The sequence below is a fragment of the Mesorhizobium sp. ANAO-SY3R2 genome, from assembly GCF_042466635.1.
Taxonomy (GTDB): domain Bacteria; phylum Pseudomonadota; class Alphaproteobacteria; order Rhizobiales; family Rhizobiaceae; genus Aminobacter.
Genome location: NZ_CP159955.1, coordinates 672,206 through 692,027 on the forward strand (window position 1 = coordinate 672,206; position 19,822 = coordinate 692,027).

Sequence of the window (19,822 nt, forward strand, 5' to 3'; positions counted from 1 at the left end):
AGCTGCAGCGCCGCGCATCCCCTTGGAGACGCCGGGCGTGCAGCGCCCAATTCCGTGCACGGCCGATTCTCAGCGTCCGCACGAGGCAACTAGACCACGATCGGCCGGTACGGTGAACCGATTTGTAGCCGGTCGGCAAGGTCTTCTCAGGTTGCGCCAGCGGGGGATCAGAATCCGGTCTGGATGCGCTCAAAGATGACGTTGGTGAAGCTAGCGATCTGGGCGCCAATGAAAGGACCGGTGATCGCGACGACCAGCATGATGGCGACGATCTTGGGCACGAAGGTGAGAGTGATTTCCTGGATCTGGGTCAGCGCTTGGATCAGCGCGATGCCGACGCCGACCAGCATGGCCGCCGCCACCGCGGGCGCGGAGGCGGTCAGAACGGTCCAGATGGCAAACTGGACCAGGTCGAGGGCATCGGCCTCGTTCACGCAGCCGTTTCCGTGTCGTGATGCTCCACCTTAGGCGGGTCCTGAGGCGTGGCCTCAGGGGTGGCCTTGACGGTGACGCCGGGGTTGATGACGACCTGCTTGCCGTCGGTCAGGATGGCGACGACGCCGTCCTTGTACAGCCGGACCTCGGCTACGACGCCCGAGGTCTTGCCATCGGGCGAAGTCACGGTCCGGCCGATCAGCGCGTCGGCCTGGGCCAGCGCCGAGCCCTGCAGGATCTGATCGAGGCGGGAGTTCATCTGCACCGACTGTTCGACCTGCGAGAACTGGGCGAGCTGGGCGATGTACTGGGTCGAGTCCATCGGCTTGGTCGGGTCCTGGTTCTTCATTTCCGCAACGAGAAGCTTGAGGAACGAGTTGTAGTCGACCTGCGTCTTGGAGAGGTTCTGCGTGCCGCCGGTGGTGTTGGCGTTGGTCCTGGTGTTGGTATTGACCGGCAGGGTGGTGGTGTAGTCGACGGCCATCAGAATTTGCCTCCGGCTGCGGCGACGGCGCGTTCGACCGGCTGCTGCTGGTCGTTGCCCGCCATGACGCGTTGTTCAATAGGATAAAGCGAGCGAATCGTCTTGAGCGCTTCGTAGACGTGATCTTCGGCGACGAGGCGGTCGACATGCTTGAGGCTGGCGAGGATTTCCGCGTTGTCGAAGGTGGCCAGCAACAGCGGCAGCGAGCGACGGAACATCTCGCGCGCTTCCACCGCGCCCACCGGGTCGACCAGCATCACCTGCAGGATGAAATAGAGCTGGCGCAGCGGGGTGGAGGCCTGGTCGGGCTGCAGGACGTGGCTTTCGAGCAAGAACTGCACGTCGTTCAGTAATTCGAGTGAGACCTTCCGGTCGGCGCGGACGACCGCGCCGTTGATGTAGATCTTCTCATTCGCCCTCAGCGAGATCTTCAGCGTGTTTTTCATTGCAACCCGTCGCGGATGATCTGCGAGACCTCGATCAGGCCGTCGAAGTTGTCGGCGCGGCCCTGGCGGACGTCTTCTGCCTCGCGCAGCACCCACAGGCCGATCGAGATGAGATTGGCGCGCAGTTCCTTGGGCAGGGCGTTCTCGGGGTTACCGAGATCGTCCAGCAGCGATGTCCACACCCGGTTGGCGAAGTTCAGCGCCTCGATGGCTTCATTGGAATTGGGGCCGACCGCGCTGGCCCTGGTCAACAGCTCGATCGAGCGGCTGAGCACCTGGCGTTCGCGATCCCGTGCATCGGCGACGGAATCGGTCTGAATGTCGGCATAGGAGAATTGATACATAAGCGTCCTGTTTAATTGCCGTTCAGGTCAGAGATAGTTCATCAGGCTCAGCTGCTGCATCCGCGCAGTGATCGCATAGGACTTTTCGATCATCGAAATCAGATCGGTGACGCGCGTGGCAGCCTCGTAAGGATCGACGCCCTCGGTTTCGATGATGTGGCGCTGGAACAGGTCTACCTGCATCTTGATGCGGTCGGTGGCGTTTGTGACGCGCTGCTGGATGATGCCGGTCTGCGCCTCCAGCTGGCCTAGGTCGCTGATGGCCACGCCGATGGTGGAAACCGCGCGGCTCACGAGGGCGCCGCGCGCCGCACTGCCGATATTGCTATCGAGCAGATCGGCGACGATGGCAGCAGTGATGGTGACCTTTCGGATGCCGTCATGGTTGGCGCTGACCGAACTCTCGGTGGTCTCGTTGAGCGTGATGCGGCTGGTGATGCCCTGGTCGGTGGCGTTCGACCAGCTGCCCCAGCCAGTGCCGGTGAACATCGGCTCGACCACCGTCGTCATGAAATTGTCCATCTGAGCCGCCGTGATGCCCTGCGCTCCAGCGGCATTCTGGTTGAAGCCGAAATGGGCGGTGAAGGCGGCGTCGAAGGCAGTCTTGGACGGCGAGCCGGGCGCGAAGTCGTTGATCGGCTTGACGTCGGTGTTGGTGCCGGAAAACAGATATTCGCCGTTGAGGCTGGTATTGAGCACCGAGGTCAGCGTGTCGAGCGTGCCGCGCGCGCTCTTCTGGGTCAGCGCATAGCTGGCGTCGCCCGAGGCGCTGCTGGTCAGGCTGGAAAGGAAGCTCTGGGCCGCGGTGCCGATCTGTTTGAGGCCCTGTTGGGTCGCCGACAGGCGCGAGGAAACCAGCCCGTTGGAATCAACGATGCCGTCGAGGCGCTTGAGGTCGCGATTCAGCGTCACCGACTGGGCCGTGCGGGCGCCGAGCACCAAGCCGGTGTCGGCGACGAAGCCGGTCGTCGATTCTTTCTGCGCCTTTGTAAGTTCCGCCTGCTGGCGCAGGAGCGAGTAGCGCAGCGCGTTGGAAACGGCCGAAGTGGAGACGAATGTCGTTTTCATCGCTTACCTCACCGCCGCAAGCAGGGCCTGCAGCATCTCGTCGACCGCTTTGATCAGTCGTGCCGACGCCTGGTAGGAGTGCTCGAGGTCGAGCAGCAGCGACATCTCGATGTCGACATTGACACCGGTCTCGTTGGAGAGTGCATCAGCGGTCCGCACCGCGAGCGCTTGCTTGGTCTCGGTCGCTTCCGAGGCCTGCTTGCGCGTGCCCTCGAACCAGCCGACTGCGTTCGTGGTGAAGGTGCTGAGGCTCGAGTTGGTGTTGATCCCGGTCGCAGGATCGAAGGTCATGGTTTGGTCGATGCGGTCGCCATAGGCGATCAGCAGCTTGGAATAAGAGGCGTTGCCCGAAGGGTTGGAACTGTAAGCAGCCCCGTTGATGCCGCCGTCGCGCAGCAACTTCACGTCGCCGCCGACATTCGGGTCGGCCGCCGGGTTGATCTTGATCGAACGGGCAAGGCCGTTGATCAGCGTGCCTGGCGCTGGGATGGTCGGGCCGCCGGACCAAGTGAACAGGCCGGCCCGATCGGCAAGCCCGGGGGCGGTTTCGGCAAAGGCGGTGACTAGGCCGCGCGCGACTTCGTCGAGCTGGGCCTGCATGGTGACGGCGACATTGTCGCGCAGCTGGAGCAGGCCGGCCAGCTTGCCCGCTGCATCTGTATTGGCGCCGGTGCCGGGTCGGAGCGCTATGCCGTCGATATAGATCTTGTTGCCTGCCACGCCCGCAGCATAGCCGGCCGATGGTGTGAAGCTGATCTTACGCGGCACCGTCTCGAACATGGTCGTGCCATCGGCCGTGTTGATGACCATGTCGTTGTTGCCACGTGTGAAGGTCGAGATCGGCACGATCTCGGAGATCTTCTTCAGGATGGCGTCGCGCTGGTCGAGTGCGTCGTTGACGTCGCGGCCGATGGCGCTTCCGGAAACGATGGTCTTGTTGGCCTGTTCGAAGTCGGTCAGCAGCTTGTTGAGGTCTTCGATCGTGGTCGCGATCTCAAGGTCTGTCTCGACGCGGTAGCGCTGGATGGTATCGCTACCCTCATTGAGCGTGCGCACCACCTGACGGGCGGCATCGATGGCGGCGACGCCGAGGTTCTGGTTCGACGGTGCTGCCGAATAGAGCTGAAGGGCTTCCTGGAACTGGCCCAGCGCGGTTGCCGGCGAGTTTACATTGTCGCTGCCATTGACATCGAGGGCCAGACGCTGAAGGCCCTCGAAGAGTGTGCTCTGGCCCGAGAACGAGGCCAGGGACGAAAGATTGCGGCGGAACAGCAGATCGTTGGTTGCCCGCTGGATTTCAACCACGCGCGCTCCAGGAGCGGTGCTGGATAGCATCGCTGTTCGGCGTGCATAGTCCGGGTTTTGCGCTTCCGCGACATTTCGGGACACGTTGCTTGTCTGGCGCGACGTGTTGAAAAGCGCGGATTGAGCGATGCTAAGGGCAGACGTCAGTGACATACGCAGTCTTTCGCGGGTTAGGTCATGAGCTCAGGAACCTGGACGGTACGGCCTGGGGCCACGACCTGCACCGTCAGTTCTATCTCTTCAGGTTGACGAGGACATCCATGAGGTCCGCGCCGGTTTGGAAGACCTTGGAATTGGCCGTGTAGTTGCGCTGGGACTCGATCATGGCGGTGAGTTCTTCGGCGATATCGACGTTCGCGCCCTCAAGCGCGCCGGCGACGATCTTGCCGTTCTTGCCCTCGGTCGGCCAGCCATAGGTGATGCTGCCCGAGTCTGCACTCTGGGAGAAGACGTTGCCGGAGACCACGGTCAGCTTGTCGGGGCTTGCGACATTGGCCATCGGGATCGAGAATAGAGGTTTCATCGCACCGCTCGAAAGCACCCCGTAGACGGTGCCATCGTTGTCGATTTCGATGCGCTCGATCTTGCTGGGGGCGTTGCCGTCCAGGATCGCCTTGCCGACACTGTAGGGCGAGTCCACTTGGCTCATGCCTGAGAGGTTGATGGTCAGCGGCCCGCCGCCGGGTATGTTCACTGTGATGTCCTTGGCGCTGCCGGCGGTCAGTTGCCCGGTGCCGCCGAAGTCGAGCGTCGTCGTGGCAAGTGGGCCGCTGGCATACGGGAAGCCGCCCGCTGCGGCCTGCGACTGGTCGAATACTGCGACCTCCCAAGAGCCGGCGGCAGTTTTGGTGAAATACACGTCGAGGATCACCTTGCTGCCGAGACCGTCGTAAGCGACCAATGACGACTTCGCTGTAAAGGCTGTCGTGGCGCCGGCGTTTGCGGACGGCAAGTTGGCTGCCGGCACGACAGCGCTTTCGCTCGGCAGGTTGGCTGTGAACACGCCGCTGGTGCTTGCAGCCGCATACTGGCTTGCGTCATTGATCCTGAGCGGTTGCAGCAGGCTTTCATTCAGCTCGGCCGGTCGAGGACCCCATTCCAGATCCCAGCCCTGCAGCCTGTAGCCGGCGGTGTTGACCAGGTAGCCGTCCTTGTCAGGCACGAAGGAGCCGGCGCGCGTCAGATAAGTGGTGCCGCCTGGGTCTGTAACCACGAAGAAGCCACTGCCGTCAATGGCGAGGTCGGTCACCGACGTGGTGTACTGTAGCGCGCCCTGCTTGCTGATCGAATTGACGACCGTGGTGGTGACGCCGCCCGAGTTGTAGCTGCCGGAGGTGCTGGGCAGCACCAGCGACGAAAATTCCGTCGATGCGCGCTTGTAGCCCGTCGTGCTCGAATTCGCGATGTTGTCGGCGACCGTCGACAGGCGGTTTGCCTGGGCGTTCATGCCCGACACACCGGTCCGCATCATTCCATAAAGGCTCATTGACGGTCTCCTAATCTCATGCCGTTACATCGAGCCTAGTCGGCATGTCTTGCGCGAGGCTGGTCAGACGACCAGCCGGTAGCCAAGGAAGCGCTTCGAATCGATCGGGTCGTGACCCAGGCGCTCGCGCAGCTTCTTGCGCAGCTTGCTGATGTGGCTCTCGACGACGTTTTCTTCGACTTCCTCGTCGAAGACGCCGTAGATGGCATTGAAAACCTGGGTCTTGGTGACGCGGCGGCCGCTGTTGGACGCCAGATATTCGAGGATACGGCGCTCGCGGCGCGGCAGCGGCATTGGCTCGCCGTCGATCTCGGGATCGCGGCCGTCCATGAAGATGCGCATGGCGCCGATCTCGGTATAACCGGTGTCTTCCTGGGCACGGCGGCGGATCGCCGAAATGCGCGCCAGGATCTCACGGATGTGGACCGGCTTGCGGATGACGTCGTCGACGCCGGATTCGAAAAGCTTGAGTGTGTTTTCGAGGTTGTTGTGATCGCTGAGCGCGATCACCGGCGCCTTCGAACGGTCGCGCAGCTGACGAGGGGAAATCGCACCCTCATGGCAGTCGCCGATGAGGAAGGCGCGAACCGAGCGCAAATCCTCTTCGGGCGCGCTGGTGACCCATTCGCCGAACTCGCTCGAACGGAAGCCCGCGCAAGCCACACCTTCCCGGTCAAAGAGGGAATTATATCCTTGGGTGACGAGCTCGCGCTCGTCGACAACTACAATCATCGGCCCCCGCCTCCGAATCAGAATTAACGTTTTGTTAACCAATCGGTACCGGTCGAGAGGGGGGCGACCAATCGCGAGATTTTGCCGGTATTTTTTGGGGAGTCCGGAATCGCATGGGTTGAACCTGATGCACGATAGACGTGCATCCGTTGCTACGGCCAGGCGATGGGAGGGGCGTCAGGGCCACCGGCGGACCGGTGCAGTAGCATACGCCTATGGGTTGCAGAAGGACCGCGCATTTTCGGTCCAGCGGCCGAAGCCGGTGGCGACCATGTTGGCAATGACGCGGCAGACGTAACGCTTCTGCGCGGGGTCGTTGTTGGGTCCGGCATGATAGCGGGCGACGGCCATGGACCAGCTCTCGTGACGGCTATGCAGGCTGACGAGGAAACGCGCTGCGTAGTCGACGTTGCGGCGCGGATCGAGCATGTCCTCGACGCTGCGGAACTCGGCGGCATGGTAGCGGTGGTTGATCTGCATGCAGCCGAGATCGATGAGCGTCTTGCCTTCGCGGCGGGCTGCCTCGAAATTCGCGACGGCTTCGGCGCGGCTCCTTGGGAAGACTGCTTTTCCCTCAATATTCAATGCGTTGGGCTGAAGGCTACCCTTCTTTCCGGTTTCCGTGAGCCCGACCGCATAGAGGATTCCCACCGGCACGCCGTAGCGGTCGGCGGCGCGGACGATTTCAGGCTCGCACGGGTTGGCGGTGGCGGAAGCCCGGGCTGTGGCCGCGCTAGATATAGAGGCTGCTGCCAGAAGAACCAGCGCCAGGCGACGAGATGTTGCGTGCGTTGCCATCTTCATTTGCTGCCCGTCCCGCCGTTCTGCCATTGCCCGAATTGCTGCCTTCGCCACCGGTTCCCCCGGACTGGAAAGCGGGCTGCTCGCGTCCGCCGGAACTTGATGAGAAGCTGCCGCCGTCGTTGCGGGATTGCGCGCTGGTCTGGGCCTGCGGCTGCTGGATGGTGACGCGGTCGACGTCGAATCCAAGCCCGCGCAAGGCACTGTTGATGGTCTCGCGGTCGGCGGAGAGCCGGTGATAGGCTTCGGCGTTCTCAACCTGTATTTCAACCGAAAGTTGATCTCCGGCAAGGTGCAGGCTGGCCGTCACCATGCCCAGTTCGACCGGGCGCAGCTGGATCTTGAGGACGTGCGCGGCGCTACCATTCTGGGCCGTGGCCTGGAGCTGCTGGACGGCGCTAGCGGCGGCCGTGTGCCGCAATGTTTCGGAGCCGATGTCGAGCGCCAACGTGCCTGCCGTGGTGCCTGTTCCTGAGGTGGCAGGGGCGGGGATCGCCTGCTCGGAAATGACAGTGACGCGACTTGCGGCGACGGCCTGCTCGGGCTGCTTGGCGGCAGCTGGACGCGACGCCTTTTCGGCCGCGGCGGCGACGTCGCGGGTGGCCGATGCGGTTGCCAGCTGTGGCGCGCCCGAAGGCTCGGAAACGACCTCGGCAGCCGGGGCGGCCTGAGTCGTTGCGGGTGTGGCTGCGCCAGCCGAAGCGCTGCGCGTCGCGGCGTTGGCCAATGCAATGACGGCGCGCTGTGCTGGCGTTTCGCCGGAAGCTTCCTCCGCCTGATCAACGCTCTCGGACGATGTCCCCGATGACGTCGGGGCGTTCGGCTGGCTGCCGGCCTTTCGAAGCTCGCTCAAGGCAAGCACGAGCGGAAGGGCGGCGCCTTCGGCCGCGTCCGGCTGGCTGGGGTCTTTCGCGTCGGGTTGGCCAAGTGGCGGCTGAGCCGCGTCGGCCTGGTCGCCTGCTGCGGCGAGGATTTCACTAATGGCGTCGGCCTCGCTTTTCGCACCGGCCTCGCCGGACTGCGTCTCTGCCAGGCGTTCGGCGAGCTTTTGCCAGCGCTTTTCGAGCAGACCCTCGCTGTCGAGATGACGCTCCCGTGCGGACTGGGCGCTTGCGCCCTTCTTCGGTGCAAGCAGCGTGCGGCCGAAATCGGCCTGCTCGTCGCCGTCAGCGAGGGAAGTACGCTCGGTGGCGGATGAATGTCGGGCGGAGGGGGTCGCCAGTGCCGTGCGGACGCCGTCGGTCATTCGGGGGAGGCTCCTAGAAGCTGGTCGATGTCGTCGAGCTTGCGGCGCGCATCGGCGATCTTGGGATCATCCGCTGCTGCTGGCGCAGCGGGCTCGGCTGTATTGGCTGGCGCGGCCGCGACCGCCGGCTCCTGGACGGTGGCTGCCGGCAGCGCTGCGGGCGCCGCATCTGCTGCGTCGGGCACCATCGGATCGGCCGGCGGTTCCTCGATGTCGGTCGACGCGGGAGGCAGATTGGCGATGTCCACCGGCTTGCTGGGGGCGGCAAGGGGGACCGCCGACGTCACCTCGGAGGCAATCGCCTCGACGGCATCGAGCAGGGCGCGGTCGCCCTTGGAGAGCTTTTCGCGATCGATGCCGCCGAGCTTGTCAAGTATCTCGATCGGCGCGCCGGAAGTGACGGCGGAGAGGCCGGAGTAGAGCTGGGCGCGTGGGTCGACGTCGTTGCCGTGACCGTCGCGGCCCTGCTCGGCCTTGTGCGAGGCAAAGGCCGACAGTTCGTTGAGCCCTTCGATGGCAGCGCGGCGGGCGATGCGCAGATAGACGACCTTCTCTTGTTCGGCATCCATCAGCGCGGTGACTTCGGCCACGGCGTCCAGGTTGATCGAGGCGTTGAGCGCCACGACGCCCGCGACGAAGGCGTCGGCGAACTGGCTGGCATAGGGCGAACGCAGATAGGCGCGGACATACTGGGTCGAGCCGCGCAGGAAACGGCCGCCGTCGCCGAGCCGGGGCGCAAGCCCTACCGAACGGCGCAGGGCGGCTTCCTCGACCAGCGTGCCGGGGCTGAGCAGGCGAGCCTGATCGAACAGAACGATCGCCTTCTCCGGTGCGTCGGCGAGGCTGACCGATCCCTTGACCAGTGCAAGGAACGCGCCGAGCTCGGACGACTGGGTAAGCGGGTCGATTGAAGCGAGTGCTTCGACCGTACCGGAAGGCTTGCCTCTGAGATAGTCGATGACGCCCTGCGCCAGCGCACGGTCGGCCTCCTCAAGAGTGAGGCGCGAGATGACCTGTTCGATGGTCAGCGGGTTGCCGCCGCTCATGGCATAGATCAGCAGGGCGCGGAAATTCTTGGCGTCCTTGAACGCGGCGGGGTTGGCCGTTCGCATGCGCTCATCGGTCAATTCCAGTAGCCGGCGCTGCATCGGCAGCGACGCCTGGTCGCCTGCAGCGATGCGGTCCTGCACCAGCTGCAGGCAGCGCACCAACTGGTACGGCTCGAGCGCCGGCGCCTCGCTGGCGCGCGCTTCGCCCGGCACGCCCGCAACGAGCAGGGCGATGAGGGCGGCTCCGGAGAGGGTCGCGCCAAGTCTCATTCGGAATGCTCCAAAAGGATCTCGATACGCCGGTTGGTCGCCGAGAAAGGCTCTGCCGGGTCCTTCAACTTGCGGTCGGCGAAACCGGCGACCTCGACGATGCGCTTCTCGTCGAGCCCGGCACGCACGAGCATGTAGTAGGCGGAGTGGGCACGAGAGGTGGACAGGCGCCAGTTGTCGTAGCTGCCGTTACGGAAGGGGCGGGCATCGGTATGACCATTGATCGAAACATTGCCCTTGTGGGCCGTGATCGTCGCGGCGATCTTTTCCATCGCCAGCACGAGCTCGCGGCGCGGCATCGCCGAACCGACCTCGAACATGCCGAAGTCGAGCTGCTCGGTAACCGAGATGACGACGCCCTTGTCGGTGGCGACGACGGATAGACCGTCGGGCAGTGCCTTGCCCTGCCTGATCGCCTGGGACAGTTCGCGCCGGATGGCATCGGCCTCTTCGACGGCGTCCTGTGTCGGCTGATCGTTGCCTGGCTGCGGCTGCGCCGCCATTGCTTCGGCCTCTGCCGCGCTGCCGGCCGGCGCGTCGCCCGGCTTTGCGGCTTCGCGGGTAGGCTGCGTCGGGGCCGGCTGTTCGATAGCCTTGACGGGGTCCGAATTTGCCGAACGCGCGGTCTTGTCGCCTGGCATGGCCGGCTCGCCTTCGATGGCGGCGCGCTCGGCGCTTGCTTCGGCTGCGGGCGTGGCCACCTGCTCCGTCCAGAAGTCGGGGGCGAAGGGATCGCGATAGGCTTCGCCACCCGAGGCGCCATGCGCGGGGCCAGAAGTCAGCGTGCCGCCATCACTGCGTTCGGAGATATTGGCCTTGGCGTCGGTATCCTGAGCGATCTCGGCCAGAACGGCGTAAGGATCGCTGAACAGGTGCTCGTCGGATTTCCTGACGGCCTGGGCCGAATTGGCGGAATTCTGCTCGGTCGCCGGGCCTGCGTTGCCGTGCCCCTCAGTGCCGGCCTTGCCCGTGGGCTCCTGCTCGTCGGCGGTCAGTCCAACGGAATTGGGACCGTCGCCTTTCTCCTCCAGGCCTTTGTTGGCCGCCTCGAGGTCGACAAGCTTGACCGGATTGAAATAGCTCGCGACTGCGCGCTTGGTCTGCTCGTTGGCGGCGCTGATCAGCCACATGACGAGGAAGAAGCACATCATTGCCGTCATGAAGTCGGCGAAAGCGATCTTCCAGGCCCCGCCGTGATGACTTTCGTCGTGATCGGGATGGCGCCGGACGATGACGATTTCGCGGTGCTCGTGGCTGCCGTCGGTGGCACTCATGGCAATGTCTCGGAAAGTGCCGAGGACCACTCGCCGAGGCGGGTCTCGAACAGGTTGTCGTCAATCGAGACGCTGAGGTCGAAGCCCATGGACTCGGTAAAGTCGATGTTCTCGGCGAGGCCGCCCATCGCGGTGGCCAATGTGTCGAACATGAACTGCGGTCCGCTGACCTTGATGCGCACCGCATCGCTGTCGGCGATCGCCGCCAGGATGGCGGTGGCGAGGGCATCGATCGAGCGCTTCTGGATGTCGTCGCTGACCAGACCGGCAATGATACGGGCGGCTGCATCGGTTGCAAGATGCACGACCCGCGCCTCCATCTCGCCTAAGCTCGCGGCAATGGCGGCGCCTGTCTCGGCACCGACGCGGGCACCAAGCTCGGCGATTTCGGCCGCATGGCGCTCGCGCTCGGCTTCAAGGGCCGCCTCATGCTCGCCGGCCAGGCGCGTGGTCAGGGCGTCCTCGGCATCGGCCACGGCGGCGGCGACGATGGCCGGAATGTCCGGCTCGGGAACCGCCCTTGGGTACTCAGGGACTTCAGGGACTGCGGTCTCGACTTCCTCCGGCGCGTGCGGCGCGAAGTCGGTCAGCCTTTCGAAAAGTGCTGCGATTGACATCAGGCTGCTGCCGCCGGTGCTGCCCACTTGCGCAGGATCAGCGCAGTGCGTTCCTCGTTGATGTCAACCATGCGGGCAAGGCGGTCCTGAGGTGCAGGGCGCAGCCTGATGGGCAGGTCATCCATTCCTCCGGAACCGGCGCTCAGCAGCCCCATGGGAGCATCATCGTCGTAGTTCCCCATCGAACCCGGCAGCGAAGCCTGCATCTCGTCGAAGCTCGGACCGACATACCCGCCACCGCCAAACGCAGCCATGGGAGCAGCCTCACCGCCTTGGTTGTTGGTCAGCGCTGCAGCCATGGGCCGGAGGCCGAAGTAGGCGATGAGGAAGACGACGACGATGAAGGCCGCGGCATTGATCATGGTGCCGGTGTGCTGGCCGATCGAGGCGAGCACGCCGGGGCCTGCGACTTCCTCGCCTTCGATGGCGTCGATGAATTCGACTGCCGACACGTTGATGAGGTCACCGCGCTTCTCGTCGAAGCCGGTGGCGGAGACCACCATCTTCTGGATGTCGGCGACGCGGGCGGCGATGGCCTCCGGCGTTGCGTCCTGGCCCAGGATGGCGGCGAGGCGCTGCTGGTTGACGACCACGGCAATCGACATCTTGGTCACCGAATAGCCGTTCGAAACCGTGGCGATGCGCTTCGAGTTCATCTCGTAGTTGGTGATTTCTTCCTTGCGGTCGCTTGCCGAGCTCGACTGCGGACCATCGGTGGTGGTCGCTTCTGCGTCGGGCAGGTTCTGCTCGACCGTGGCGGGCGTCGCCGACTGCTTCTGATTGCTGTTTTCGTTGGCGCGGACGACCTGGACCGAGCGTTCGACGCGCGACTCGGGGTCGAAGATGGTCTCTTCGGTCTGGCGCGAGTCGGTGTTGACGTCGGCCTTGACACTGGCGCGGAAATTGTCCGGTCCGAGATAGGCGGCAAGGGCGCGGCGGATATTGTCTTCGATCTGCGTCTCGACGGTGCGCTCGACGCCGATGGAGCGCGCAGCACTCGTATTGTTGGGATCGTCGCCGGCGGCAAGCAGGCTGCCGCTGGCATCAAGCACCGTCACGCGCTCGGCATCGAGGCCGGGGACAGCTGCGGCAACGAGATGGCGGATCGACATCGCGCTCTTTTCGGCGTCCATGGAGGAGGCGCGGATGACGACCGAGGCGGACGGCTTCTGCTCGTCGCGGCGGAAGTTGGCGCGCTCGGACATGACGATGTGAACGCGCGCCGCCTTGATGCCCTGGATCGACTGGATCGTGCGGGCGATCTCGCCTTCGAGGGCGCGTACCCGGGTTACCTGCTGCATGAACGAGGTGAGGCCGAGCGAGCCGACATTGTCGAACAGCTCGTAGCCGGCATTGGCGCTGGAGGGCAGCCCCTTTTCGGCGAGCAGCATGCGCGCCTTGGCGGTGCTGCCGGCCGGCACCAGTACTGTCGTGCCGTCGGAGGCGACGTCGAAACCGATGCCTGCCTCACCGAGCACCATGCCGATCTGGTTCACGTCGGAGCGTTCGAGCCCGACATAAAGCGTCTCGTAGGCGGGACGGTTGAGATAGACCGAGGCGACGCCGATGACGGCCATGACGAGCGCTGCGATGCCGCCCAATATCGCCAACCGGCGCGGGCCGAAGCTCTGCAGATTGGCGACGATGCTCTGTAGTTGTTCGGGCACGTGCGAAGGCTCCCTGCATTGCTTTCCACAGAGACCCTAGACCGCGAAGCTTGTGCGAAAATGAAATGGCCGCGCACGAGGCGCGGCCATTTTCGATGCTTAGTCGTGTCGGCGGGGCGACGATCAGTTCTTGAACAGGGAGAGAATGCTCTGCGAGTTCGAATTGGCGATCGAAAGCGCCTGGATGCCAAGCTGCTGCTGGACCTGGAGGGCCTGCAGGCGGGTCGATTCTTTGTTCATGTCGGCGTCGACGAGCTGGCCGACACCGCGGTCGATCGAGTCCATCAGGCTCGAGGTGAAGGATTTTTGCAGGTCGACCTGCTTCTTGGCCGCGCCGAGAGTCGTTGCGACGTCGGTCAGATCCTTGAGTACCTTGTCGACCTTGGAAACCATCTGGGTGATGATGTCGTCGGTAACGCCTGCCGCCAGGATATCGAGATTGAAGATCGAGACATTGTCGACCTTGGCTGGGGCCGGAGCAGTGACGGCGGCCAGGCCTGCAGTGTGTGCGGCGATGTCCGTGGAGCCGCCGGCCAGCGAGGCGGCATAGGCAGTGTCGTACTCGGCCTGCGCGGCAGCCGTGGCATAGATGGTGGTCTTGCGGTCGAGGTGGCCGGCATTCTTGACGTCAGCGGCAAGGCCGGAATCGAAAAGCTTGATGCCCTCGACATCGATGTCGATCGTTCCAAGCGTAACGGAGCCGTTTGCACTGCGGTTGAACGCGGAGACGATCTTGGCGTCGGGCTGGACACCGTCATTGGCAGCCGCGACCTGCGTCGAGGTCACCGACAGAAAATTCGTACCAGAGAATGTCGCCGCATCGGCGTAGGACTTCATCTGCCCCTGGAGCGCCTTGATTTCCGTCTGGATCTTGGCCTTGTCGGAATCGCTGGCGCCATAGGCGGCGACGAGCTTGATCTTGATCTGGTCGACGGTCTCCAGGACCTTGTTCATGCCGGTATAGGCGGTGTCGACCTTGGAAGCGCCGAGGCCGAGCGCGTCCTGCACCGTCGACAGTGCCTGATTGTCGGACCGCATCGTCGTCGCGATCGACCAGTAGGCCGCGTTGTCTGCCGCTTCGGCAACGCGGTAGCCGGTGGAAATGCGCGTTTGCACGGTCTGCAGCGACTTGTTGGTGCTGTTCAGGGTCTGAAGCGCCGTCATCGCCGAGGCGTTGGTCAAAATACTGGACATCGAATAGGCCCCCTCTGTCAAAAATTCCGTGCCGCACCGTGCGGACACGAGCCGGTTGCTGACGCTGTTCCCGCCGCCAACGGGTGCAGTCGAACCGTCATAGCAATTGGTTAACCATAACTACGAAACCATGGTTAATGCTCTGTTAACAACATCGGGGCGTAGCGTCTTCGTACGCCCAATGCGCCATTGAAATCTATGCGAGGGGAAACTTGCGCGGGGCAGACCTGCCGGGCGGGGATCGAAAAAAAACGGGCCGCACCATGGGGTGCGGCCCGTTTCGGAGGTCAGGAGCCTGGGACGGCTCCTAGGAACAGTGCATCGTAGTTTGTCCGAAAATCGAAGCCGATTTTCGGGCCAAGATTAGCCGCGGAACAGCGACAGGATCGACTGCGAGTTGCCGTTGGCGATCGACAGGGCCTGGATACCGAGCTGCTGCTGGACCTGGAGGGCCTGCAGGCGGGTCGATTCCTTGTTCATGTCGGCATCGACGAGCTGGCCGACGCCGCGATCGATGGAGTCCATCAGGCTCGAGGTGAAGGTCTTCTGCAGCTCGATGCGGCTCTTGGCGGCGCCGAGGTTGGTTGCAGCCGTCGTCATTTCCTTGAGGGCCGACTCGACCACGGTCAGCTGCTTGGCGATCTGGGCATCGGAGAAGCCCTTAACCGACAGCGTTGCGACCGAGTAGGTGTCGGTGGCAGCGTCGGTGCCGGCGACCGGCGCGGAAAGCGCCGCACGGACGCCGGTCGTACCAAGGCGCTGACCGTCGAGGATGCCGGTCTTGATCGCTGCAGCACCGCCGGCTTCGTAAAGCTTGATGTCGTCAACCTTGACGTCGATCGTCGAGATCGAAGCTGCACCTGCTGCGTCGCGGTTGAAGGCCGAAACGATCTTGACGTCGTCGGCTGCAGTTGCCGCTGCGGCGCTCTTGACCGACAGCATGTTGGAGCCGGAGAAGGTGGCGCCATCGGCATAGGCCTTCAGCTGGCCCTGGAGCGCCTTGATCTCGGTGTCTATCTTTTCCTTGTCGGCGGCCGAGGCGCCGTTGGCGGCAACGAGCTTGACCTTGATCTCGTCCAGCGTGCTGATAGCCTTGTTCATGCCGGTGTAGGCAGTGTCGACCTTGGAAGCGCCGAGGCCGAGGGCGTCCTGAACCGTCGAAAGCGCCTTGTTGTCCGAACGCATGGTGGTGGCGATCGACCAGTAGGCGGCGTTGTCGGAAGCTTCGGCGACGCGGAAGCCGGTCGAGATGCGGCCCTGGGTGGTGTTGAGCGACTTGTTGGTTGCAGACAGGGTCTGCAGCGCCGTCATTGCCGACGCGTTGGTATTGATGGAAGACATGGGAAATACGCCCCTAGGAAATGCTGATGTACAGGGACATACCGGATCGGCCGGTATGGCGGAGCGGCATCATGCCCATGATCTCTGCAAGAGGATCACCCGCCATAAGAGAGAGTTTTCTCAGATAATCCCTACCAAAACGTGTACATTTGATGGTCTGAGTTAGATCGACTTGAAATTTACTTGAAGTACTTCCCGTGACCGTAGAACGGCACTGATCGGGGGGCTTCCTGGTGCCAAAACGAATACGGGCCGCCCCAAGGGGCGGCCCGTTCTTCAACGCAAGTGTGTTGGTTGGGTATTAGCCGCGGAACAGCGACAGGATCGACTGCGAGTTGCCGTTGGCGATCGACAGAGCCTGGATGCCGAGCTGCTGCTGAACCTGGAGGGCTTGCAGACGGGTCGATTCCTTGTTCATGTCGGCATCGACGAGCTGACCGACGCCGCGATCGATGGAGTCCATCAGGCTCGAGGTGAAGGTCTTCTGCAGCTCGATGCGGCTCTTGGCGGCGCCGAGATTGGTCGCAGCCGTGGTCATCTGCGACAGCGCATTCTCGACCTTGCCGAGCAGGCCGGCAAAATGCTGGTCCGTGAGCGTCGTTACGTCGAAATTGGCCACGGAGACCGAGGCTACCGAAGTCGCGCCGGTGACGCCGCCGGAAGCCGGCGTGGTAGCGGCCGTAGCTGCGGCAGTGTGTGCAGCTGTGTCGGCATCGCCGGCAGCTACGCGGGTGGCAAATGTCTTATCGTAGGCCGCCTGCGCCTGAGCCGAATCCCAGACGCTGGTCTTGCGGTCGAGGATGCCCGCGTTCTTGACGAATGTGGGATTGGCGGTGTTCGTGTCGTAAAGCTTGATGCCCTCGACCTTGACGTCGATGGTCGAGATCGAAGCAGCGCCGGCCGCATCGCGGTTGAAGGCCGAGACGATCTTGACGTCAGCCTGGACGCCGGTGCCCAAAGCAGCCGCAGCGCCAGCCGCATCCTTGGTCGAGGAGACCGACAGCATGTTCGAGCCGGAGAAGGTCGCGCCGTCGGCATAGGCCTTGAGCTGGCTCTGGAGCGCCTTGATTTCGGTCTGGATCTTGGCCTTGTCGGCTGCCGAAGCGCCGGTGGCGGCAACGATCTTGACCTTGATCTCGTCCAGCGTCTTGATGGCGTTGTTCATGCCGGTATAGGCGGTGTCGACCTTGGAAGCGCCGAGGCCGAGGGCGTCCTGAACCGTCGAAAGCGCCTTGTTGTCCGAGCGCATCGTGGTGGCGATCGACCAGTAGGCGGCGTTGTCGGAGGCTTCGGCGACACGGAAGCCGGTCGAGATGCGGCCCTGCGTTACGCTCAGCGACTTGTTGGTTGCAGACAGGGTCTGCAGCGCCGTCATTGCCGACGCATTGGTATTGATGGAAGACATGGGAAATACGCCCCTAGGATATGCGAATGTACAGGGACATACCGGATCGGCCGGTATGGCGGAGCGGCATCATGCCCATGATCGCTGCAAGAGGATCACCCGCCATAGGAAAGAGTTTTCTCAGATAATCCCTACCAAAACGTGTACATATGACGGCAAGCGTCTGATCGACTTAGAAATTTACTTGAAGTACTTCCTGTGACTGCAGAGCGGCGCTGATCGGGGGCCTTCCTGGTGCCAAAACGAATACGGGCCGCCCCAAGGGGCGGCCCGTATCGATGCGTAAATGCCTAAGATGGCGGTCAGAATCCTGCCATCGTGCCTTGTCCGAAAATCGAAGCCGATCTTCGGGTCGATATTAGCCGCGGAACAGCGACAGGATCGACTGCGAGTTGCCGTTGGCGATCGACAGGGCCTGGATGCCGAGCTGCTGCTGGACCTGGAGGGCCTGCAGACGGGTCGATTCCTTGTTCATGTCGGCATCGACGAGCTGGCCGACGCCGCGATCGATGGAGTCCATCAGGCTCGAGGTGAAGGTCTTCTGCAGCTCAATGCGGCTCTTGGCAGCGCCGAGGTTGGTTGCAGCGGTCGTCATTTCCTTGAGCGCGCCTTCGACGGCACCCAGCATGTCGGAAACCTGCGTGTCGGTTGCAGTGGTGGCGCCGCTCTTCAGTGCGAGGGTCGCAACACTGTAGGAATCGCCAGCGGCCGCCGCGACGCCGAGGGTCGGGTTCTGGATCGTGGTCGCACGAGTGCCGTCCTTCAGGCGCGCCTGGTCGAGGATGCCCGCATTGGCGTTCGTGGTGAGCACGCCGCCAGCGTCCAGTGCCGACTTGTCGTAGAGCTTGATGCCGTTGACCTTGACGTCGATGGTCGAGATCGAGGCCGTGCCAGCTGCGTTACGGTTGAAGGCCGAAACGATCTTGACGTCGTCTGCTGTACCGACGGCGGCGTGACCGGTCGAGGTATCGACCGACAGCATGTTCGAGCCGGAGAAGGTCGCACCGTCGGCATAGGCCTTGAGCTGGCCCTGGAGCGCCTTGATCTCGGTGTCGATCTTGGCCTTGTCGGCGTCGGAGGCGCCGGTGGCGGCAACGAGCTTGACCTTGATCTCGTTGAGGGTGTCGATGGCCTTGTTCATGCCGGTGTAGGCAGTGTCGACCTTCGAAGCGCCGAGGCCGAGGGCGTCCTGAACCGTCGACAGCGCCTTGTTGTCCGAACGCATGGTGGTGGCGATCGACCAGTAGGCGGCGTTGTCGGAAGCTTCGGCGACGCGCATGCCGGTGGCAATGCGGCCCTGGGTGGTGTTGAGCGACTTGTTGGTTGCAGCAAGGGTCTGCAGCGCCGTCATTGCCGACGCGTTGGTATTGATGGAAGACATGGGAAAAACGCCCCTAGGATATGCGGATGTACAGGGACATACCGGATCGGCCGGTATGGCGGAGAGGCATCATGCCAATGAGCGCTTCCTTGGAAGGTCACCCGCCATATGGGGCAATCTCGCCGATAGTTCCTGCCAAAATCCTAAGCGATATGGTTATCATCTGGTAGCCTACTGTTTTCTTGATGTTTTTTTATGGCGCCAAATGAAAACGGGCCGCCCCGAAGGACGGCCCGTTCTGTAACACAAGTGTGATGGACGGCTATTAGCCGCGGAACAGCGACAGGATCGACTGCGAGTTGCCGTTGGCGATCGACAGAGCCTGGATGCCGAGCTGCTGCTGGACCTGAAGGGCCTGCAGGCGGGTCGATTCCTTGTTCATGTCGGCATCGACGAGCTGGCCGACGCCGCGATCGATGGAGTCCATCAGGCTCGAGGTGAAGGTCTTCTGCAGCTCGATGCGGCTCTTGGCAGCGCCGAGGTTGGTCGCAGCCGTCGTCATGTCCTTGAGCGCGGATTCGACGACGCCCAGCATCTGGCCGACCTGCTGGTCGTTGGCGAAGTCGGTGCCGTCGGTCAGCTCCATCGAATCAACCGTAAAGGTGTTGGCTGCATTGTAGGTGCCGAGGGTGGCGGCACTCGCCACAGCTAGTTCGGCGCCGGCAGCGGTGCGGTTGGAGTCGAGAATACCCTTGTTGACACCAGCTGCGGTGCCAGCCTCGTAGAGCTTGATGTTCTCGACGTTGACATCGATGGTCGAGATCGAAGCTGCACCGGCTGCGTCGCGGTTGAAGGCCGAGACGATCTTGACGTCGGACGCCGTGGTAGCGGTGGTGCCGCTGTTGACCGACAGCATGTTCGAGCCGGAGAAGGTCGCACCGTCGGCATAGGCCTTGAGCTGGCCCTGGAGCGCCTTGATCTCGGTGTCGATCTTGGCCTTGTCGGCGTCGGAAGCGCCGGTGGCGGCAACGAGCTTGACCTTGATCTCGTTGAGGGTGTCGATCGCCTTGTTCATGCCGGTGTAGGCGGTGTCGACCTTCGAAGCGCCGAGGCCGAGCGAGTCCTGAACCGTCGACAGCGCCTTGTTGTCGGAACGCATCGTGGTTGCGATCGACCAATAAGCGGCGTTGTCGGAGGCTTCGGCGACGCGCATGCCGGTGGCAATGCGGCCCTGGGTGGTGTTGAGCGACTTGTTGGTTGCAGACAGGGTCTGCAGCGCCGTCATTGCTGACGCGTTGGTATTGATGCTGGACATGGGAAAAACGCCCCTAGGATAT

General features: G+C 63.2%; 19 protein-coding genes. All 19 read right to left on the reverse strand.

Annotated elements, in window-relative coordinates:
• Positions 1-167: 167 nt before the first annotated feature.
• The 19 genes from fliQ to ABSY17_RS08090 all read right to left on the reverse strand — a co-directional run bounded on the left by fliQ (position 168) and on the right by ABSY17_RS08090 (position 19,800).
• A complete protein-coding gene (gene fliQ, locus ABSY17_RS08000; RefSeq protein ID WP_378948956.1) occupies positions 168-434 on the reverse strand; it encodes a flagellar biosynthesis protein FliQ in 267 nt (88 codons plus the stop codon).
• On the reverse strand, positions 431-919 hold the full coding sequence (gene flgD, locus ABSY17_RS08005) for a flagellar hook assembly protein FlgD (protein ID WP_378948959.1): 489 nt from the start codon (positions 917-919) through the stop codon (positions 431-433). The genes fliQ and flgD overlap by 4 nt, the downstream gene beginning before the upstream one ends.
• Complete coding sequence (flbT, locus tag ABSY17_RS08010; protein WP_378948962.1) at positions 919-1,365, reverse strand: flagellar biosynthesis repressor FlbT; 447 nt, start codon at positions 1,363-1,365, stop codon at positions 919-921. The genes flgD and flbT overlap by 1 nt, the downstream gene beginning before the upstream one ends.
• Entirely contained in the window at positions 1,362-1,709 is a 348-nt protein-coding gene (gene flaF / locus ABSY17_RS08015) for a flagellar biosynthesis regulator FlaF (RefSeq protein ID WP_378948965.1), read from the reverse strand. The genes flbT and flaF overlap by 4 nt, the downstream gene beginning before the upstream one ends.
• A 27-nt stretch (positions 1,710-1,736) precedes the next feature.
• The gene (locus ABSY17_RS08020; RefSeq protein ID WP_378948968.1) at positions 1,737-2,777 is read right to left on the reverse strand and encodes a flagellar hook-associated family protein; all 1,041 of its coding nucleotides are present in this window, start codon (positions 2,775-2,777) and stop codon (positions 1,737-1,739) included.
• A 3-nt stretch (positions 2,778-2,780) separates the two neighbouring features.
• On the reverse strand, positions 2,781-4,235 hold the full coding sequence (flgK, locus tag ABSY17_RS08025) for a flagellar hook-associated protein FlgK (RefSeq protein WP_378948971.1): 1,455 nt from the start codon (positions 4,233-4,235) through the stop codon (positions 2,781-2,783).
• A 79-nt stretch (positions 4,236-4,314) separates the two neighbouring features.
• Positions 4,315-5,568, reverse strand: coding sequence for a flagellar hook protein FlgE (locus ABSY17_RS08030; RefSeq protein WP_378948974.1), 1,254 nt, complete (start codon positions 5,566-5,568; stop codon positions 4,315-4,317).
• Between the two features lie 63 nt (positions 5,569-5,631).
• Positions 5,632-6,300, reverse strand: coding sequence for a response regulator transcription factor (locus ABSY17_RS08035; RefSeq protein WP_378948977.1), 669 nt, complete (start codon positions 6,298-6,300; stop codon positions 5,632-5,634).
• Between the two features lie 213 nt (positions 6,301-6,513).
• Positions 6,514-7,098: a transglycosylase SLT domain-containing protein gene (locus ABSY17_RS08040; protein ID WP_378948980.1), complete on the reverse strand. Its 585-nt coding sequence runs from the start codon at positions 7,096-7,098 to the stop codon at positions 6,514-6,516.
• Positions 7,034-8,347, reverse strand: a complete 1,314-nt coding sequence (locus ABSY17_RS08045; RefSeq protein ID WP_378948983.1) for a flagellar hook-length control protein FliK — start codon at positions 8,345-8,347, stop codon at positions 7,034-7,036. The genes ABSY17_RS08040 and ABSY17_RS08045 overlap by 65 nt, the downstream gene beginning before the upstream one ends.
• A complete protein-coding gene (locus ABSY17_RS08050) occupies positions 8,344-9,666 on the reverse strand; it encodes a chemotaxis protein MotC (protein ID WP_378948986.1) in 1,323 nt (440 codons plus the stop codon). Before ABSY17_RS08050 ends, ABSY17_RS08045 begins: the two co-directional genes overlap by 4 nt.
• Positions 9,663-10,940 carry a MotB family protein gene (locus tag ABSY17_RS08055; RefSeq protein WP_378948989.1) on the reverse strand — a complete coding sequence of 426 codons (1,278 nt, stop codon included), beginning with the start codon at positions 10,938-10,940 and terminating at the stop codon, positions 9,663-9,665. The genes ABSY17_RS08050 and ABSY17_RS08055 overlap by 4 nt, the downstream gene beginning before the upstream one ends.
• A complete protein-coding gene (locus ABSY17_RS08060) occupies positions 10,937-11,557 on the reverse strand; it encodes a hypothetical protein (protein WP_378948992.1) in 621 nt (206 codons plus the stop codon). The genes ABSY17_RS08055 and ABSY17_RS08060 overlap by 4 nt, the downstream gene beginning before the upstream one ends.
• Positions 11,557-13,224: a flagellar basal-body MS-ring/collar protein FliF gene (fliF, locus tag ABSY17_RS08065; protein WP_378948994.1), complete on the reverse strand. Its 1,668-nt coding sequence runs from the start codon at positions 13,222-13,224 to the stop codon at positions 11,557-11,559. The genes ABSY17_RS08060 and fliF overlap by 1 nt, the downstream gene beginning before the upstream one ends.
• A 123-nt stretch (positions 13,225-13,347) precedes the next feature.
• Entirely contained in the window at positions 13,348-14,418 is a 1,071-nt protein-coding gene (locus ABSY17_RS08070; RefSeq protein WP_378948999.1) for a flagellin, read from the reverse strand.
• A 363-nt stretch (positions 14,419-14,781) separates the two neighbouring features.
• Complete coding sequence (locus ABSY17_RS08075) at positions 14,782-15,759, reverse strand: flagellin (protein ID WP_378949002.1); 978 nt, start codon at positions 15,757-15,759, stop codon at positions 14,782-14,784.
• 301 nt (positions 15,760-16,060) lie between these two features.
• A complete protein-coding gene (locus ABSY17_RS08080; protein ID WP_378949005.1) occupies positions 16,061-17,164 on the reverse strand; it encodes a flagellin in 1,104 nt (367 codons plus the stop codon).
• 358 nt (positions 17,165-17,522) lie between these two features.
• Positions 17,523-18,545: a flagellin gene (locus ABSY17_RS08085; RefSeq protein WP_378949008.1), complete on the reverse strand. Its 1,023-nt coding sequence runs from the start codon at positions 18,543-18,545 to the stop codon at positions 17,523-17,525.
• Between the two features lie 265 nt (positions 18,546-18,810).
• The gene (locus tag ABSY17_RS08090) at positions 18,811-19,800 is read right to left on the reverse strand and encodes a flagellin (RefSeq protein WP_378949011.1); all 990 of its coding nucleotides are present in this window, start codon (positions 19,798-19,800) and stop codon (positions 18,811-18,813) included.
• Between the last annotated feature and the right edge of the window lie 22 nt (positions 19,801-19,822).

Bases quoted from the DNA above. Each gene is read 5' to 3' on its own strand.
- ABSY17_RS08070 (WP_378948999.1), bottom strand. From the start codon at position 14,418: ATGTCCAGTATTTTGACCAACGCCTCGGCGATGACGGCGCTTCAGACC.
- ABSY17_RS08060 (WP_378948992.1), bottom strand. From the start codon at position 11,557: ATGTCAATCGCAGCACTTTTCGAAAGGCTGACCGACTTCGCGCCGCAC.
- flaF (WP_378948965.1), bottom strand. From the start codon at position 1,709: ATGTATCAATTCTCCTATGCCGACATTCAGACCGATTCCGTCGCCGAT.
- ABSY17_RS08085 (WP_378949008.1), bottom strand. From the start codon at position 18,545: ATGTCTTCCATCAATACCAACGCGTCGGCAATGACGGCGCTGCAGACC.
- ABSY17_RS08050 (WP_378948986.1), bottom strand. From the start codon at position 9,666: ATGAGACTTGGCGCGACCCTCTCCGGAGCCGCCCTCATCGCCCTGCTC.
- flgD (WP_378948959.1), bottom strand. From the start codon at position 919: ATGGCCGTCGACTACACCACCACCCTGCCGGTCAATACCAACACCAGG.
- flgK (WP_378948971.1), bottom strand. From the start codon at position 4,235: ATGTCACTGACGTCTGCCCTTAGCATCGCTCAATCCGCGCTTTTCAAC.
- ABSY17_RS08055 (WP_378948989.1), bottom strand. From the start codon at position 10,940: ATGAGTGCCACCGACGGCAGCCACGAGCACCGCGAAATCGTCATCGTC.
- ABSY17_RS08090 (WP_378949011.1), bottom strand. From the start codon at position 19,800: ATGTCCAGCATCAATACCAACGCGTCAGCAATGACGGCGCTGCAGACC.
- ABSY17_RS08035 (WP_378948977.1), bottom strand. From the start codon at position 6,300: ATGATTGTAGTTGTCGACGAGCGCGAGCTCGTCACCCAAGGATATAAT.
- ABSY17_RS08075 (WP_378949002.1), bottom strand. From the start codon at position 15,759: ATGTCTTCCATCAATACCAACGCGTCGGCAATGACGGCGCTGCAGACC.
- flbT (WP_378948962.1), bottom strand. From the start codon at position 1,365: ATGAAAAACACGCTGAAGATCTCGCTGAGGGCGAATGAGAAGATCTAC.
- ABSY17_RS08040 (WP_378948980.1), bottom strand. From the start codon at position 7,098: ATGGCAACGCACGCAACATCTCGTCGCCTGGCGCTGGTTCTTCTGGCA.
- ABSY17_RS08030 (WP_378948974.1), bottom strand. From the start codon at position 5,568: ATGAGCCTTTATGGAATGATGCGGACCGGTGTGTCGGGCATGAACGCC.
- ABSY17_RS08020 (WP_378948968.1), bottom strand. From the start codon at position 2,777: ATGAAAACGACATTCGTCTCCACTTCGGCCGTTTCCAACGCGCTGCGC.
- ABSY17_RS08080 (WP_378949005.1), bottom strand. From the start codon at position 17,164: ATGTCTTCCATCAATACCAATGCGTCGGCAATGACGGCGCTGCAGACC.
- ABSY17_RS08045 (WP_378948983.1), bottom strand. From the start codon at position 8,347: ATGACCGACGGCGTCCGCACGGCACTGGCGACCCCCTCCGCCCGACAT.